At 64.1% G+C, this 16,107-nt stretch carries 16 protein-coding genes; 6 read left to right on the top strand and 10 right to left on the bottom strand.

Annotated features, from left to right (window positions below; genetic code table 11):
- Positions 1-248: 248 nt before the first annotated feature.
- From BGO16_RS09230 to BGO16_RS09220, 3 genes are all read left to right on the top strand, one after another.
- Positions 249-1,427 (top strand): acetyl-CoA C-acetyltransferase, encoded by a 1,179-nt coding sequence (locus BGO16_RS09230; protein ID WP_292618377.1) that lies wholly within the window; start codon positions 249-251, stop codon positions 1,425-1,427.
- Positions 1,428-1,570: 143 nt separating this feature from the next.
- A complete protein-coding gene (gene phbB, locus BGO16_RS09225) occupies positions 1,571-2,296 on the top strand; it encodes an acetoacetyl-CoA reductase (RefSeq protein ID WP_292618376.1) in 726 nt (241 codons plus the stop codon).
- A gap of 186 nt (positions 2,297-2,482) precedes the next feature.
- Positions 2,483-3,349 carry an EamA family transporter gene (locus BGO16_RS09220; RefSeq protein ID WP_292618375.1) on the top strand — a complete coding sequence of 289 codons (867 nt, stop codon included), beginning with the start codon at positions 2,483-2,485 and terminating at the stop codon, positions 3,347-3,349.
- 28 nt (positions 3,350-3,377) lie between these two features.
- Here the strand turns inward: BGO16_RS09220 and BGO16_RS09215 are convergent, their stop codons facing one another.
- Both BGO16_RS09215 and rmuC read right to left on the bottom strand, forming a co-directional pair.
- Entirely contained in the window at positions 3,378-4,742 is a 1,365-nt protein-coding gene (locus tag BGO16_RS09215) for an AmpG family muropeptide MFS transporter (RefSeq protein WP_292618374.1), read from the bottom strand.
- A gap of 45 nt (positions 4,743-4,787) precedes the next feature.
- Positions 4,788-6,002, bottom strand: coding sequence for a DNA recombination protein RmuC (gene rmuC / locus BGO16_RS09210; RefSeq protein WP_292618373.1), 1,215 nt, complete (start codon positions 6,000-6,002; stop codon positions 4,788-4,790).
- Positions 6,003-6,151: 149 nt separating this feature from the next.
- On the opposite strand from rmuC, the gene def reads away from it, so the two are divergent.
- The 3 genes from def to truA are packed head-to-tail and all read left to right on the top strand — an operon-like array spanning position 6,152 to position 8,387.
- The gene (def, locus tag BGO16_RS09205; RefSeq protein ID WP_292618372.1) at positions 6,152-6,679 is read left to right on the top strand and encodes a peptide deformylase; all 528 of its coding nucleotides are present in this window, start codon (positions 6,152-6,154) and stop codon (positions 6,677-6,679) included.
- Between the two features lie 31 nt (positions 6,680-6,710).
- Positions 6,711-7,643 carry a methionyl-tRNA formyltransferase gene (gene fmt / locus BGO16_RS09200; RefSeq protein ID WP_292618371.1) on the top strand — a complete coding sequence of 311 codons (933 nt, stop codon included), beginning with the start codon at positions 6,711-6,713 and terminating at the stop codon, positions 7,641-7,643.
- Positions 7,644-7,649: 6 nt separating this feature from the next.
- On the top strand, positions 7,650-8,387 hold the full coding sequence (truA, locus tag BGO16_RS09195; protein ID WP_292618370.1) for a tRNA pseudouridine(38-40) synthase TruA: 738 nt from the start codon (positions 7,650-7,652) through the stop codon (positions 8,385-8,387).
- On the opposite strand, the gene BGO16_RS09190 is transcribed toward truA, so the two are convergent.
- From BGO16_RS09190 to yidC, 8 genes are all read right to left on the bottom strand, one after another.
- On the bottom strand, positions 8,384-8,944 hold the full coding sequence (locus BGO16_RS09190; RefSeq protein ID WP_292618369.1) for a 5'-methylthioadenosine nucleosidase: 561 nt from the start codon (positions 8,942-8,944) through the stop codon (positions 8,384-8,386). The two genes, truA and BGO16_RS09190, sit on opposite strands and share 4 nt — an antisense overlap.
- Positions 8,941-10,110, bottom strand: a complete 1,170-nt coding sequence (dapE, locus tag BGO16_RS09185) for a succinyl-diaminopimelate desuccinylase (RefSeq protein WP_292618368.1) — start codon at positions 10,108-10,110, stop codon at positions 8,941-8,943. Before dapE ends, BGO16_RS09190 begins: the two co-directional genes overlap by 4 nt.
- Positions 10,111-10,432: 322 nt before the next feature.
- Positions 10,433-11,278: a 2,3,4,5-tetrahydropyridine-2,6-dicarboxylate N-succinyltransferase gene (gene dapD / locus BGO16_RS09180; protein WP_292618367.1), complete on the bottom strand. Its 846-nt coding sequence runs from the start codon at positions 11,276-11,278 to the stop codon at positions 10,433-10,435.
- A gap of 72 nt (positions 11,279-11,350) precedes the next feature.
- A complete protein-coding gene (locus tag BGO16_RS09175) occupies positions 11,351-12,061 on the bottom strand; it encodes a pyrimidine 5'-nucleotidase (protein ID WP_292618366.1) in 711 nt (236 codons plus the stop codon).
- Positions 12,058-12,954 carry an acetylglutamate kinase gene (argB, locus tag BGO16_RS09170; RefSeq protein ID WP_292618365.1) on the bottom strand — a complete coding sequence of 299 codons (897 nt, stop codon included), beginning with the start codon at positions 12,952-12,954 and terminating at the stop codon, positions 12,058-12,060. The genes BGO16_RS09175 and argB overlap by 4 nt, the downstream gene beginning before the upstream one ends.
- Before the next feature lie 92 nt (positions 12,955-13,046).
- Positions 13,047-13,436 (bottom strand): DUF423 domain-containing protein, encoded by a 390-nt coding sequence (locus tag BGO16_RS09165; RefSeq protein ID WP_292618364.1) that lies wholly within the window; start codon positions 13,434-13,436, stop codon positions 13,047-13,049.
- Complete coding sequence (gene yihA / locus BGO16_RS09160; RefSeq protein WP_292618363.1) at positions 13,433-14,086, bottom strand: ribosome biogenesis GTP-binding protein YihA/YsxC; 654 nt, start codon at positions 14,084-14,086, stop codon at positions 13,433-13,435. The genes BGO16_RS09165 and yihA overlap by 4 nt, the downstream gene beginning before the upstream one ends.
- 172 nt (positions 14,087-14,258) lie before the next feature.
- Positions 14,259-16,091 (bottom strand): membrane protein insertase YidC, encoded by a 1,833-nt coding sequence (gene yidC / locus BGO16_RS09155; RefSeq protein ID WP_292618362.1) that lies wholly within the window; start codon positions 16,089-16,091, stop codon positions 14,259-14,261.
- Positions 16,092-16,107: the final 16 nt, after the last annotated feature.

The raw sequence follows: 16,107 nt of genomic DNA, 5'->3' as shown, positions 1-16,107 counted from the left end.
TGGGGTTAACAAGCGCATTGCAGCAAAGTAAGCACTTTCGGCAGCCTTCGGCTACCGTTTTATGAAGGACCAGTTAATTCCAACGCATAGAGACTGCTCAGGAATATGCCTGGGCGCATCTTCCGGTCGTCGGTGCAATTGACACACTCTCGTGAGGTTAACAGGGTAAACGCGTGCCACGGGTTGCCGGCGCGGCAACCATCGTCAAATATTCAACTACCCAGTCGCTCAAGCTCCAGGAGATGTCCATGTCAGACGATGTCGTCATCGTCAGCGCCGCCCGTACTCCGGTGGGAAGTTTCAACGGCGCGTTCGCCACCATGCCCGCCCATAATCTCGGCGCCATCGCAATCAAGGCCGCGCTGGAGCGGGCCGGGGTCGAACCGGCGCGGGTCTCCGAGGTCATCATGGGCCAGATTTTGACCGCCGCTCAGGGCCAGAACCCGGCGCGGCAGGCCTCGATCGCCGCCGGCATTCCGGTGGAAAGTCCCGCCTGGGGGGTCAACCAGCTCTGCGGCTCGGGCCTGCGCACGATCGCGCTCGGCTATCAGGCCATCCTCAATGGCGACTCCGACGTCGTGGTCGCCGGCGGCCAGGAATCCATGAGCATGGCGCCGCATGCGCAGTATTTGCGCGGCGGCGTAAAGATGGGTGGCGTTGAGCTGATCGACACCATGATCAAGGACGGCCTGTGGGACGCGTTCAACGGCTATCACATGGGCACCACCGCCGAGAACGTCGCCCGCCAATACCAGATCACCCGCCAGCAACAGGACGAATTCGCCGCCGGTTCCCAGAACAAGGCGGAAGCGGCGCAGAAGGCGGGCCGGTTCAAGGATGAGATCGTGCCGGTCACGGTCAAGAGCCGCAAGGGCGACATCGTCGTCGACACCGACGAATATCCCAAGGCCGGTGTGACGGCAGAGTCGATCGCCAAGCTGCGTCCCGCCTTCGAGAAGGACGGCACGGTTACGGCTGCGAACGCATCCGGCATCAACGATGGCGCGGCTGCGGTGGTGCTGATGTCGGCCGGGCAGGCGGTGAAAGAGGGCAAGACCCCAATTGCCCGCATCGTTTCCTGGGCCCATGCTGGCGTCGACCCGAAGATCATGGGCACCGGCCCGATCCCGGCCTCGCGCGCCGCGCTGAAGAAGGCCGGCTGGAACGTCGGCGACCTCGACCTGATAGAGGCCAACGAGGCTTTCGCCGCCCAGGCCTGCGCGGTCAACAAGGACCTCGGCTGGGATACCTCGAAGGTCAATGTCAACGGCGGCGCCATCGCCATCGGGCACCCGGTCGGCGCGTCTGGCGCGCGCGTGCTGGTGACGCTGCTGCACGAAATGCAGAAGCGTGACGCCAAGAAGGGCCTCGCCACGCTGTGCATCGGCGGCGGCATGGGCATCGCCATGTGCGTCGAGCGAAGCTGAGCGGCGGCGGACGCTTCAAAAATGATATCGAATCACCGCAGTTGATTTGATGATGGAATGCCCGGTCACAAGCCGGGCATTTTATCTGGAATATCTTTCCAACGGCCGTGACGATTCCGGTTTCTCTCAGGGAGGACGACGCAATGGCACGAGTGGCACTGGTGACGGGAGGGACGCGGGGCATCGGCGGCGCGATCAGCAAGGCGCTGAAAGCGGCGGGATATACGGTTGCCGCGAGTTATGCGGGCAATGATGCTGCAGCGGAAAAGTTCAAGACGGAAACGGGCATCCCCATCTACAAGTGGGACGTCGCCTCGTTCGAGGCCTGCACTGAGGGCGTCGGGAAGGTCGAGGCGGAACTCGGTCCCGTCGAGGTGCTCGTCAACAATGCCGGCATCACCAGGGACGGTGCCTTCCACAAGATGACGCTTGAGCAATGGAGCGCCGTCATCAACACCAATCTCGGCTCGCTGTTCAACATGACGCGCCCGGTGATAGAGGGCATGCGCGCGCGCAAGTTCGGCCGCATCATCAACATCTCCTCGATCAACGGCCAGAAAGGGCAGTTCGGCCAGGTGAACTATTCGGCGGCGAAGGCCGGCGACATCGGTTTTACCAAGGCGCTCGCGCTGGAAAACGCCAAGGCCGGAATCACCGTGAACGCGATCTGCCCGGGCTACATCAATACCGAGATGGTGCAGGCGGTGCCCAAGGAGGTCGTTGAGAAAAGCATCCTGCCGCACATCCCCGCGAGCCGCCTCGGCGAGCCCGAGGAAATCGCGCGGGCTGTGGTGTTCCTCGCCTCCGACGACGCCGGTTTCATCACCGGATCGACATTGAGCATCAATGGCGGGCAGTATTGCGCGTAGGCAGACTGTTGTGGGCGATTGAGTCCCCCACAAAAGAGCCGTCATGGCCGGGCTTGACCCGGCCACCCACGTTTTGACGTTGCGACGCATGAAAGACGTGGATGCCTGCACAATCGGCCTGTGCCCGGGCTGGGCGAAGCCGGACCCGAGTGCCGGGCATGGCGATGAGTGCAGTCGCATGATGTCATGACCTCCCGCACCGCCACGCTCGTCGGTCTCACCGCCATCCTGATGTGGTCGCTGCTCGCGGTCATGGCGGTCGCGACCGGGCGCATTCCGGCATTTCAACTGGCGGCGATGACGTTCGCGATCGGCGGCCTTTCGGGCTGCGCGAGTTGGCTGTTTCGACCCCAGGGTGTCCGCGCATTGCGACAGCCGCCGGTCGCCTGGCTCGTCGGGGTCGGCGGACTGTTCGGCTATCACGCGCTGTATTTCATCGCGCTGCGCCTGGCGCCGCCTGCGGAAGCCGGCCTTTTGAACTATCTCTGGCCGCTGCTGATCGTGCTGTTTTCATCGTTGCTGCCGGGCGAGCGGTTGGCGCCGCATCATCTGATCGGCGCGCTTCTCGGGCTCGCCGGGACGGTGCTGCTGTTCGCGGGTAACACCTCGATCGCGTTCGAGCGAACCCAGATCTGGGGGCTCGCGGCCGCGTTCATCGCGGCGTTTGTCTGGGCAGCGTATTCGGTGCTGTCGCGCCGGCTGGCCTCGGTTCCAACCGACGCGGTCGCGGGCTTCTGCCTGGCGACGGCCGTGCTGGCAACAATCGCGCATGGGCTGACGGAGCCGACGGTGTGGCCCGACAGCGGCGCGCAATGGCTCGCGATCGCCGCGCTCGGCGTCGGCCCGGTCGGCCTCGCCTTCTATGTCTGGGACATCGGCATGAAGCGTGGCGACATTCGCGTGCTGGGCGCGGCCGCCTATGCGACGCCGCTGCTTTCGACAACGTTCCTGATACTGGCCGGGTTTGCCAAACCCACAGCGGCGCTCGCCGGGGCGGCGGTGCTGATCGCGGGCGGCGGATTGATCGCGGCGAAGGATATGCTCACGAGATAAGCGCGCCGTTTTGCCATGGCCGATGCTGCTACGTCTGCAATCCGGCAAAGTGCCCGCGCCGCTGCAGCCAGCCAAGCAGGATCAGGCTCGGCACCGCCGCGGCGACGCAGATCGCGAAGAACAGCGGCCATCCGGTCGCCTCGGCGACGAAGCCGGCGCTGGCGGACAGATAGGTCCGGCCGACCGCGGCCAATGCCGTGAGCAGCGCATATTGGGTGGCGGTGTGCAGCGGATTGCGGCACAGCGCCGAGAGATAAGCCACGAAGATCACCGTGCCGATGGCGCTGGTGAAATTCTCCGCCGTGATCGCGACCGCCAGCGCCCATTGGTTGACCCCGACCAGCGCCAGCCAGGAGAACGACAGGTTGGCGACCGCCTGCAAAACGCCGCCGATCCACAGGCTCGCCGCTAGCGAATAGCGCCGCGCCACGAAGCCGCCTGCGAAACCGCCGATCAGCGTCGCGGCCAAGCCGACCCCCTTGACGATGGCGGCATAATCGTTGCGGGTGAAGCCGAGATCAATGACGAACGGCGCGGTCATTGTGCCGGAGAACGCGTCGGTGAACTTGAACAGCACGATAAAGGCGAGTGCGGCGATCGCATCCTTGCGGCTCAGGAATTCTGAAAACGCGCCGACCGCGGCTTGCATCACGCGTGCAAAACCGTCCTCTCCCCGCGTTGCCTGCTCAGCGCGAACGGATTGCTCGGGCTCGGTGGCCGCCAGCGCGGTGACGGTTCCGATCAGGACCATCGCCGCCATGCTGACATAGCCCCATGTCCATGCGGCGGCACGAACCAGACCTGTTCCTTCGAACGCGCTGACGAGAAAGAGAGCGCCGGCGGTCGAGACCAGCATGCCGATGCGATAGGCCGCGACATAGCCCGCCATGCCGGCGGCCTGCTCGCTTTCCGGCAGGCTTTCGACGCGGAAGGCATCGACCACGATGTCCTGCGTCGCCGATGTCGCCGCCACCAGCACCGCCCCGAGCGCGACCAGCCACGGCGCCTGCACCGGATCGGTCGATCCCAGGAGCAGGATCGCCGCGATCAGGAGCAGTTGCGAGAACACGAGCCAGCCGCGGCGGCGGCCGAACCGCCGGGTCAAAAGCGGGATGTGCAGGGCATCGACCAGCGGCGCCCACAGGAACTTCAGCGTGTAGGGCGTGCCGACAAGAACAAACAGACCGATGTCGTGCAGGTCTATGCCGGATTCTTTCATCCAGATCTGCAGCGTCGAGCCCGACAGCGCCAGCGGCAGGCCGGACGAGAAGCCGAGCAGCATCACGATAAGAACGCGCGGTTGCAGATAGACCGCGATGCTCTCGCGCCATGAGGCGCGGGGCGCGATGTCGGATGGCTTCGTCGTGGCAGCGGCGGCGTCTGGAGCGGTCATGTCGCAGTGCTAGCAGATTCTGCTCCTTGCCCTCGCCCCTTCTTTCTACTCCCCCGCCTGGATTTTTGGGGCGAGTTGCGGCGGGAACAACTCCGGTTCGCCGGACCTGACGACCCGCGACGTTTCCGCGGCCGTCTCGTCCTTGCTGAAGTCGAGTTCCTCGATTCGGGTCGCGCGCTTGCTGATCTTGCCGGCCGAGATCAGCACCTGCCTGACGTCCTCGCTGACCTGATCGAAATGGCTGCCGAGCTTGCTGACGCGGTCGCGCAGCCGCTCGACGTCGCCCATCATGTTCATGACCTCGACACGGACCTTGTCGGCGGCATCGCGCATCCGCGCGTCCTTGAGAAGCTGCTGCATCACCTGGATCGCCAGCATCAGAAGCGATGGCGACACCAGCACGATCCGGGCACGATACGCCTTCTGGATCACGTCATCAAAGGCGTCGTAGATCTCGGCATAGACCGACTCCGACGGCACGAACATCAGCGCGTTATCCTGGGTCTCGCCCGGGATCAGGTATTTGCCGGCGATGTCGGCGACATGTTTCATGACGTCGGCACGCAGCCGCTGGCTTGCGAATTTCCTTTCGTCGTCGCTGCGGGCGTCGTGCAGCGCCGTCATCGCCTCCAGCGGGAATTTCGCGTCGATGCAGAGCGGCCGCTGATCGGGGAGGAAGATCACGCAGTCCGGTCGCTTGCCGTTCGACAGCGTGTACTGGAAGGCAAACGAGTCCTTCGGCATGCCGTCCTGCACGATCGCTTCCATCCGCGCCTGACCGAATGCGCCGCGCGACTGCTTGTTGGCGAGCACATCGCGCAGCGTGGTCACCTGCGTCGTCAGTTCGGTCAGGTTCTGGTGCGCGTTGTCGATGATACCGAGCCGTTCGTGCAGCACCCGCAGGCTCTCCATGGTGCTGCGCGTGGTCTGCTCCATCGACTGCCCGACCCGGTGGGTGACCGAGTCGAGACGATCACTGACCGCCCGCGCCATCTCCGCCTGCCGCCCGGCGAGCGCCTTGCCCATGGCGTCGACGCGGCCGGTCATCTCGGCCTGCGTGCGCATCATGTCGATGAGACGTTCCTCCAGCTCGTCAGCGCGGCTCGCCTGCGCCACCGCCATATCGGCTCCACGGCGGCCCGACCTTGCGATCACAATCGCGATGACCAGCAGCAGCAACAGCGCCAGCGCGCCGAAGCCGATCAGCACGGCGCCGGTCCGCACCGGCACATCGCCCAGCATGAAAAGGATATTGTTCATCCGGTCTTTTTACCCGATTCGGCGGCTGACGCGAACGAAGAGAGAACACTTTAGGTGAACGAAAGCTCGCTTTTTATTGCTGATGAATGGTTGGTGGCTGCGGTCGCCACGGATTGACCCCGGCAGACCGGCGGACTACATCGCCCGGCATGGCCATTCGCGAAATAATCATTCTGCCGGACAAGCAGTTGCGCCTTGTTTCCAGGCCGATCGAAAAAGTCACGCCGGAAATCCGCAAGCTCGCCGACGACATGTTCGAGACCATGTACGACGCGCCGGGCATCGGGCTGGCCGGCATCCAGATCGCGCAACCCGTCCGCATCATCACCATGGACCTCGCCAGGCGGGACGAAGACGGCGAACTTAACCCGCGACCGCGCGTCTTCATCAACCCGGAAATCCTCTCGGCGTCCGAGGAACTCTCGGTTTATGAAGAGGGCTGCCTGTCGATCCCCGAATATTACGAGGAGGTTGAACGGCCGGCGCGGGTGCGGATCCGCTTCACCGACCTCGATGGCAACGTGCACGAGGAGGATGCCGAAGGCATTTTCGCCACCTGCATCCAGCACGAGATCGATCATCTCAACGGTGTGCTGTTCGTCGATTATCTCTCCAAGCTCAAACGCGACCGCGTGTTGAAGAAGTTCACCAAGGCTGCGAAGCTCGCCGGAAAATAGAGCGGGCCGTCACCGCATACGAATTCAGAAAATGCCGCTTCGCCTGATCTTCATGGGCACGCCCGATTTCGCGGTGCCGACGCTCGCCGCGCTTGCGGCCCATGGCCATGAGATCGCGGCTGTCTACACCCGAGAGGCGAGGCCGGCGGGCCGCGGCATGAAGCTGCAACCGAGCCCGGTTGAGCGGGAAGCGCAGCGCCTCGGCATTCCCGTGCTGACGCCGAAAACGCTGAAGACGCCGGAAGCGCTCGGACAGTTCCGATCGCATGGCGCGGACGCCGCGGTGGTCGTCGCCTACGGCATGATCCTGCCGCAGCCGATCCTCGATGCACCGAGATATGGCTGCTACAATCTGCATGCTTCACTGCTGCCGCGCTGGCGCGGCGCCGCGCCGATCAACCGCGCCATTATGGCCGGCGACCTTGAGAGCGGCGTCATGGTCATGAAGATGGACGCCGGTCTCGACACCGGCGACGTTGCGATGGCCGAGCGGATCGCCATGAGCGACGCGATGACGGCGTCCGATCTGCATGACGCGCTGGCGCCACGGGGAGCCGGTCTCATGGTCCGAGCGATGGACGCGCTGGCGCAGGGCGAACTGCCGCTAACGAAGCAAAGTGACGAAGGCGTCACCTATGCCGCGAAGATCGACAAGGCGGAAGCGCGGATCGACTGGAACAGGCCTGCGCGCGACGTGTTGCGGCATATCCACGGCCTGTCGCCGTTTCCGGGCGGATGGTGCGAGATGCCGCTCGACGGCGAGCAGGTGCGCGTGAAGATCCTGCGCTGTGAAATAGCCAAGGGTGCGGGCGAACCCGGCGAATTGCTTGACGATCGGCTGACCATCGCATGCAAGGTTGGTGCGATCCGCGTTCTTGAATTGCAGCGCGCGGGAAAGCCGCCGATGAAGGCCGATGCCTTTCTGAACGGCACGCCGCTTCAGCCGCCCATGCGGTTCACCTAGGCTGTCATGCCCCGCTACAAGCTCACCATCGAATATGACGGCGGTCCGTTCTGCGGCTGGCAGTATCAGGACAACGGTCCTTCGGTGCAGGGCGCGCTGGAAGCGGCGGTGAAGGCGATCTGCGGCAACGACGTGCGCGTGCATGGCGCCGGCCGCACCGATGCCGGCGTTCATGCGCTGGCGCAGGTGGCGCATTGCAACATCGCCAAGCACTTCGCGCCGAACCGGCTGCGCGACGGGCTGAACGCCCATCTGCGCCCGCATCCGATCGGGGTGCTCGAAGCCGAGATCGTGCCCGACAGCTTCGAGGCGCGCTTCTCGGCGCTCAGGCGGCATTACGTCTATCGCATCGCCAATCGGCGCGCGAACCTTGCCGTCGAGGTCGGCCGCGTCTGGCGCGTGGCCCGGCCGCTCGATGCGGGGGCGATGCATATTGCGGCGCAGCGGCTGATCGGCAAGCACGACTTCACGACGTTTCGCGACACCGAATGCCAGGCTAAATCGCCGGAGAAGACGCTCGACCAGCTCGACGTCGTCAGGAACGGCGACAACGTCGCCATCATCACCTCGGCGCGCTCGTTCCTGCACAGCCAGGTGCGCTCGATGGTGGGATCACTGGTGTGGGTCGGGCATGGCCGCTGGAGCGCCGACGACCTCGCCCGCGCGCTGGCCGCGCGCCGCCGCGAGGCCTGCGGTCCCGTCGCCCCGCCCGACGGGCTATATCTGGTGCGGGTGGATTATTAGGAACGAATCCGGTCCAACGTTTCCCAGAACAGGCTCTCGCCGTCCTTCACGTTGGCGGTCCAGTCCTGATGCGCGAGGTCGTTGGCGTCGTCGGTGATGAACTTGAACGCACGCCACGGCAGGCCATGACTGCGGCAGACCTGCGCGATCGCGAACAGCTCCATGTCGACGACGTCGATCCCGTTCTCGATCAACCAGGGATCCGACGTGGTGACGAAGCTGTCGCCGGTGCCGCAGACGACGCCGGCCTGACCCGAGTTCAACAGGTCGAGTTCGGGCGCGAACGGCGTGCGGCCGCGCGGCGCCAGCGGCATCGCCATCATGTCGCGCTGGACCACGCCGGACACCTCCACGAGCCCCTGTAGCGTCTCGTTGATCTTTCCAGCGGTGCCGTAATTGACGACAAGCGCGGGCCGCAGCGTCAGCAGCGCAAGCACTGTCGCGCTGGCCGCGTTGACCTTGCCGACGCCGGTATAGATCACCCTGACGCCGTCGGGCGCGCGCGCCTTGTCAAGCTCGTCCTCGATGGCGGTGAGCACGAGAATTTTGCCACTCATGCGAAATAGCGATCCAGCACGCCGCGATAGATTCGCGTCAGCTTGTCGAGATCGGCCACCGGCGTGCGCTCGTCGATCTGGTGCATGGTCTGGCCGACAAGGCCGAATTCGATCACCGGGCAATAGTCCTTGATGAAACGCGCATCCGACGTGCCGCCGCCGGTGTTCAGCTCAGGTCTGCGGCCGGTCACCTCCTCGATCGCCGCGACCACGAGATCGGTGAACGGGCCCGGCCTGGTCACGAATACGTCAGCGTTCGAAGGCTCCCAGACGATCCGGGGGCGCATGCGATTGCCGGCGGCCTTGGCGACACGCGCCTCGATCAGCGCGCGCAGCGATTCCTGGTTGTGATGGTCGTTGAAGCGAATGTTGAACTTTGCCCGCGCCTGCGCGGGGATGACATTACCCGCAGGATTACCGACATCGACCGAGGTGAACTCCAGATTCGACGGCTGGAACTGGGCGCTACCCTGATCCAGCGGCTCGCTGACCAGCGCGGTGATCAGCGCAGCGATGTCCGGAATCGGATTTGACGCGCGATGCGGATAGGCGACATGGCCCTGCACGCCATCGACAACCAGCGTGCCGGACTGCGATCCGCGGCGGCCGATCTTGATGCAGTCGCCAAGCTCCGCGACATTGCTGGGCTCGCCGAGCACGCAGTGGTCGAATTTTTCGCCGCGCGCCGCCGCCCATTGCATCAGCTTGACGGTGCCGTTGACGGCCATGTCCTCCTCGTCTCCGGTGATCAGGAACGAGATCGAGCCTTTGCCGTCGTGCCCCGGCTTGCCGCCATGCGCCGCCAGATAGTCCAGCGCGGCGGCGACGCTGCAGGCGATTCCGCCCTTCATGTCCACCGCGCCGCGCCCGTAGAGAAAGCCGTCGACGACCTCGCCTGCAAAAGCGCCGTGCGTCCACGCCGCCTCCTCGCCGGGAGGCACGACGTCGGTATGGCCGGCGAACGCGATGTGGGGACCGTTCGTGCCGATGCGGGCATAGAGATTGTCGATGTCGGCCGCGCCAGGCTCGCTGAAGGTGACGCGGTGCACCTCGAACCCGGCCGCCTTGAGCAGCGTCGCGAGCACGCCGAGCGCGCCGGCATCCGCGGGCGTCACCGAAGGGCAACGGACGAGATCGCGGGCGATGGAGAGAGCGTCGGCGGCCATAGGTGGTCCGTTATTGATGGAGCATGATCTCGTCCGTTCGGGTCGGGATCATGCTCTAGAGCCTTTCACCGTTTCATGGAAACAGTGAAAGAATCTAGGCTCTTGATTTGACGCGTTTTCTTCACGCGAACCGGTATCCACTTCGCTCGAAAACGCTATAGCGGTCCGATTCTAACATTTGCATCCCGTTGCGGCAGGAATTCTTGCAAATGTTAGAATCAAAGGACCACTAGCAACTATTAAGTTTCTAGTGGAGTTCTGAATGTGACATTCGCTCGCCTGATTTGCTGCAACGCAGGTAGCGAACGTCAAATTCACTCCACTAGTCCCGCAGCAGCTCGTTGATGCCGGTCTTGGAGCGTGTGCGCTCGTCGACGCGCTTGACGATGACCGCGCAGGCGGTGGACGGACCCGGCTGGCCGTTCTTCAACGGCTTGCCGGGCAGCGCGCCCGGCACCACCACGGCGTATTCCGGCACTTCGCCCATGAAGACCTCGCCGGTTGCACGGTCGACGATCTTGGTCGATGCGCCGAGGAACACGCCCATCGACAGCACCGCACCCTTGCGCACGATCACGCCCTCCGCCACTTCCGAGCGCGCGCCGATGAAGCAATCGTCCTCGATGATGACCGGCCCGGCCTGCAGCGGCTCCAATACGCCGCCGATGCCGGCGCCGCCGGAGATGTGCACGCGCTTGCCGATCTGGGCGCAGGAGCCGACCGTGCACCAGGTATCAACCATCGTGCTCTCGTCGACATAGGCGCCGAGATTGACGAACGACGGCATCAGCACCGCGTTCTTGGCGATGAAGGCGGAGCGGCGGACGATCGCGCCCGGCACGGCCCGGAAGCCGGCGTCGCGAAACCGCTTCTCGTCCCAACCCTCGAATTTCGACGGCACCTTGTCCCACCACGCGGCTTTGCCGGGGCCGCCGGGGATCGTCGTCATGTCGTTGAGGCGGAACGACAGCAGCACGGCCTTCTTGAGCCACTGGTTGACGGTCCACTTGCCGTCCGTCACGCGCTCCGCGACGCGCACCTCGCCCTTGTCGAGCAGGTCGAGAGCCTGATCGACGGCGTCGCGCACCTCGCCTCGGGTCGCAGGCGTAACGGTGTCGCGGGCCTCGAAGGCGGCGTTGATGGTGGACTCAAGGGAAGCGAGGGACATCGGATTTCCTGTGGCTCTACTGCACGCGTGCAGTTTGTCAACGCGCTGTTCTCTTGGACGGAAACAGGCCTGTCAAGCCGAGCGGGCCGTCAGCCCCGCCAGAAACCCGGCCAGATCGTCGGTGACGTGGTCGACATGCGCCGCGCCGCGCCCCTCCATCTCCCAGTCTTCGCGCACCACCTCCCGAGTGCCGTCCGGCACGACCAGAACGGTGGTCATGCCGAGTTGATGCGGGACGGCAAGGTTGCGCGCCAGATCCTCGAACATCGCCGCCCTTGCGGCATCGACGCGGTGCCGTTCGAGAAAGCGGCGATAGGTCTGTGGCGAAGGCTTCGGCTCCAGTTCGGCCGCGATGATGTCGAACACCGCCTCGAAGTGGTGCCCGAAGCCGAGCCGCTCCAGCACCTTGCCGGCATGAGCGGTCGAGCCGTTGGTCAGGATCAGTTTGCGGCCGGGCAGCCTTTCGAGCGCCGCGCCCATCGCCGGATTGGGTTCGAGCGGCGAATGGTCGATCTGATGGACGTAAGCGAGATAGTCGTCGGCGGAAACGCCGTGCTCGGTCATCATGCCGCGCATGCTGGTGCCGAAGCGCTTGTAGTAATCCTTCTGGATGCGCCGGGCCTCGATCGGATCGACGTCGAGGAACTGTCCGATGTACTCGCCGATTCTCGCGTCGACCTGCTGCCACAGGTTGACGTGATGAGGGTACAGCGTGTTGTCGAGATCGAACACCCAAGTCTCGACGTGGCCGAAGCCGCGTTGCAATCGTCGCGCGTCGGTCACTTGTGGATCAGCGTCCCTGTGCCCTGGTCGGTGAAGAGTTCGAGCAGCACCGCATGCGGGGTCTTGCCGTCGATGATGACGACGCCGCCGACGCCCTGTTCGAGCGCGTAGATGCAGGTTTCGACCTTGGGGATCATGCCGCCCGAAATGGTGCCGTCGGCGATCAGCTTGCGCGCGTCGCTGATCGACAGATCCGGAATCAGGGTCTTCGACTTGTCGAGCACGCCGGGAACATCGGTCAGCAGCAGCAGGCGCTTGGCCTTCAGCGCGCCGGCGACTGCGCCCGCGAAGATATCGGCATTGACGTTGAAGGTTTGGCCGCCCCCGGAGGTGGCCAGCGGCGCCAGCACCGGGATCAGTTCGTGGCCGATCAGCTGGTTCAGCAATGTCAGGTCGACGTTATCGGGTTCGCCGACGAAGCCGAGATCGACGACCTTCTCGATGTTCGAATCCGGATCGGCCATGGTCCGCGTCGCCTTCGAGGCGGTGACCATGTTGCCGTCCTTGCCGCAGAGCCCGACCGCCTTGCCGCCGGCTTCGTTGATGTAGCCGACCAGTTGCTTGTTGATCGAACCGGCCAGCACCATCTCGACGATCTCGATCGTCGCCGCGTCGGTAATGCGCAGGCCGGCGGCGAATTCCGATTTGATGCCGAGCCGTTCCAGCATGGTGGCGATCTGCGGGCCGCCGCCATGCACCACCACCGGATTGATGGCGGTCTGCTCCAGAAGCACGATGTCGCGGGCGAACCGCCGGGCGACATCCTCCGAGCCCATGGCATGGCCGCCGTATTTGATGACGATGGTTTCTTCGTCATATTGCTGCATATGCGGCAGCGCCTCGGACAGGATGCGAGCCTGATCGAGCGGGCTGATTTTGGAGGCATCGGACATGAAGCGGGTCTCTTGGCCGGCGGGGTGAGTGTCAGGCCATTCCACTAGCCGATTGGCGGCACGACCGCAAAGCCGCCGGTCGCTTCCCGTCGTCAGGGACGGGCCGCGGCGCGCGGCCAGACGGCGGCGAGTGCGAGCACGAACCAGCTCAAGATCATCAGCGTTCCCCCTGACGGCGCGGCCATCGGGAAAAGCCGGTGTTTGAGGAATTGCAGTACCGTCAAATCGGTGCTGAACAAGGTCGCGCCTGCGACAAAGCCGCCGGCGGCGACAAGACCGAGACGCGGGAGAATGATCTGCCGATCGACCAGAAGCACCGCCAGGATCGCGGCGGGGGCGTGAAACAGCAGCATCGAAGATGCCGACAGGACCAGCGTGCCGCCTGTCGTCACGTGAGCGGCGACCGCTCCAAGGATGACACCGGCGGCGCCCATTAGTCCCGCCGCCAACACGATGATCCGAAACCAGGCAAAATGCGTCATCGCTGATGTTCTCCGATCAGGCGGGCCATGGCGGCGCGCAATTCCGGCATCCCGGCTCCCGTGCGCGAGGAGGTGACCAGCACGTCCGGGAACGCCGCGGGATGTCTGGCGAGCAGCGTTCTGGTCGCCTCGATGCGCTCCGCCAATTCAGCGGCCTTCACTTCGTCGGCCTTGGTCAGCACCACCTGGTAGCTGACCGCGGACCTGTCGAGCGTGGTCAGGATGTCCTGGTCGGTATCCTTGATGCCATGGCGGGAGTCGATCAACACGTAGACACGCGCAAGGCTGGCGCGTCCGAGCAGGAATTTATGGATCAGCGAGGTCCACGACGCGATCCTGGCTTTCGGCGCCGACGCAAAACCGTATCCCGGCATGTCGACCAGACGGACATCGGCGCCTTTCGGTCCCTCGAAGAAGATCAGCTCCTGGGTGCGGCCGGGCGTGCGGGAAGTCCGGGCCAGCGAGCTGCGGCCGGTCAGCGCGTTGATCAGGCTGGACTTGCCGACGTTGGAGCGTCCCGCGAATGCGACCTCGACGCCAGCCATCGGCGGCAGCGTTTCGATCGACGGCGAGGCCCAGATGAATTGCCAGTCGCCGGCAAACAGCTTCCGGCCCCGCTCCATCAGTTCCGCATCGGTGGCCGTTGTCATGCGAGTGCTTTCAGAGGAGCCGTTCCCGAGCTTGCGACCGAACCGGCCTTGCCGGTTCTGCCCCGCGCGAAGCAATCCGGCGTGCCGCGGCCCGGTCCAGGACGGTTTTGTCGCGGTCGGGACGACGCTACGCATCATCCTCGAGCTTCGCGCGACAGCGACCATGATGACTCTACGTCGTCTTCGCCGGCTTGTCGGAGGATTTGCGGCGGAAGGTGGACTTCACATTGTCGAACAGCTCCACCTTTACGCCGTTGCGGCGCATGATGAAGCTCTGCTGGATCACCGACAGCGTGTTGTTCCAGGCCCAGTAGATCACGAGGCCTGCCGGGAACGCCGCGAGCATGAAGGTGAAGATCACCGGCATCCAGTCGAAGATGATTTTCTGGGTTGGGTCCGGCGGCGTCGGGTTCAGCTTCATCTGGAACCACATCGTGATGCCCATGATGATCGGCCACGCGCCGATCGCCAGATAGGGGCCGAGCAACGGCACCGCCGAGGGATCGTAGGGCAGCAGCCCGAACAGATTGAAGACGTGGGTCGGATCGGGCGCGGACAGGTCCTTGATCCAGGCGAAGAACGGCGCGTGACGCATTTCGATGGTCACGAACAGCACCTTGTACAGCGAGAAGAACACCGGAATCTGCAAGACGACGGGAAGACAGCCCGAGATCGGGTTGATCTTCTCCTTCTTGTAGATTTCCATCATCTCCTGCTGCAGCTTCATCTTGTCGTCGGGAAAGCGTTCTTTCAACGCGTTGATCTGCGGCTGGACCGCCTTCATCTTCGCCATCGAGGCGTAGGACTTGTTGGCAAGCGGGAAGAAGACCAGCTTGACCAGCACGGTCACGACGAGGATCGCGACGCCGAAATTGCCGAATACGTGGAAGAAGAAATCCAGCGCCAGGAACATCGGCTTGGTGATGAAGTAGAACCAGCCCCAGTCGATCAGCAGGTCGAAATGGTTGAGGTTGAGCTGCTTGTTGTAGCCACCGAGCTGCACAAAGGGGAAATTGATGCCGACGACGCTGGCTTCCTTGGCGCCGGCGAACAGGCGCGTGTTTGCCGAACCGGTGCCGCCGGCCGGGATGGTCTGCGCGTCCTCCAGATAGTCGGTCTGATAGGTCCTGACCTTGCCGACCTCGTTGGACGAGAAGCGGGCCTGCAATCGCGCGCTGGTATCGGGCAGCAACGCCGAGGCCCAGTATTTGTCCGTGATGCCGAGCCAGCCGTTGGTGACATTGAAGGTCACCGATTTGACCTCGTCGATCTTCTTGTAGGTATATTCCTGTAGCTTCTGATCGCCGAGAAAGCCGATAAGGCCTTCGTGCAGAATGTAATAGCCGGAAACCGGCGGTGTGCCGTGCCGCGAAATCAGTCCGAACGGGTATAGCGTCACCGGCGCATTGCCGGCGTTCGTGACGTCATCCTTGATCGTGAACAGGTAGTGGTCGTCCACCGCGACGGTGCGGCGGAAGGTCAGCCCTTCGCCATTGTCATACTTCAACGTGACGGGGGTGGACTGCGTCAGCGCGCCCGATCCTTCCTGCTGCCACACCGTGTTCTGGTCCGGCAGCTTCACGGTCGATCCGGCAGCCGGAACCCACCCGAATTCGGCATAATACGGATTGGTCGTGCCGGAAGGCGAAAACAGCTCGATCGCAGGCGAGGCGGGGTCGACCGTCTCGCGGAACTTGGTCAGCAAAAGATCGTCGATGCGCGCGCCTTTCAGCGAAAGGCTTCCGCTCAGGCGAGGGGTGTCGATCTTGATGCGCGGGGTGGCCGCGATGGCGGCGTCGCGGCTGAGCGTCGTGGTCTCCGCAGCGGCGTGACCGGGCACGGGCGAATTTTTCGCCGGCTCGGTCTTGGACTGGTCCATCTGGCTTTGCGTCTGCTGCGCCGCGCGATCCTTTTCCATCTGCGGGATGTTGTAGAAATACTGCCATGCGATCAGGACGAGGCCCGACAGAACGATGGCGATGATGGTGTTGCGGTTCTCAGACATCGTTCAGGGTCTCGTC

Source organism: Nitrobacter sp. 62-23, from assembly GCF_001897285.1.
Classification (GTDB): Bacteria; Pseudomonadota; Alphaproteobacteria; order Rhizobiales; family Xanthobacteraceae; genus Nitrobacter.
Note: the sequence above shows the minus strand (reverse complement) of the source record. Positions and strands in the feature narration are given on the sequence as shown.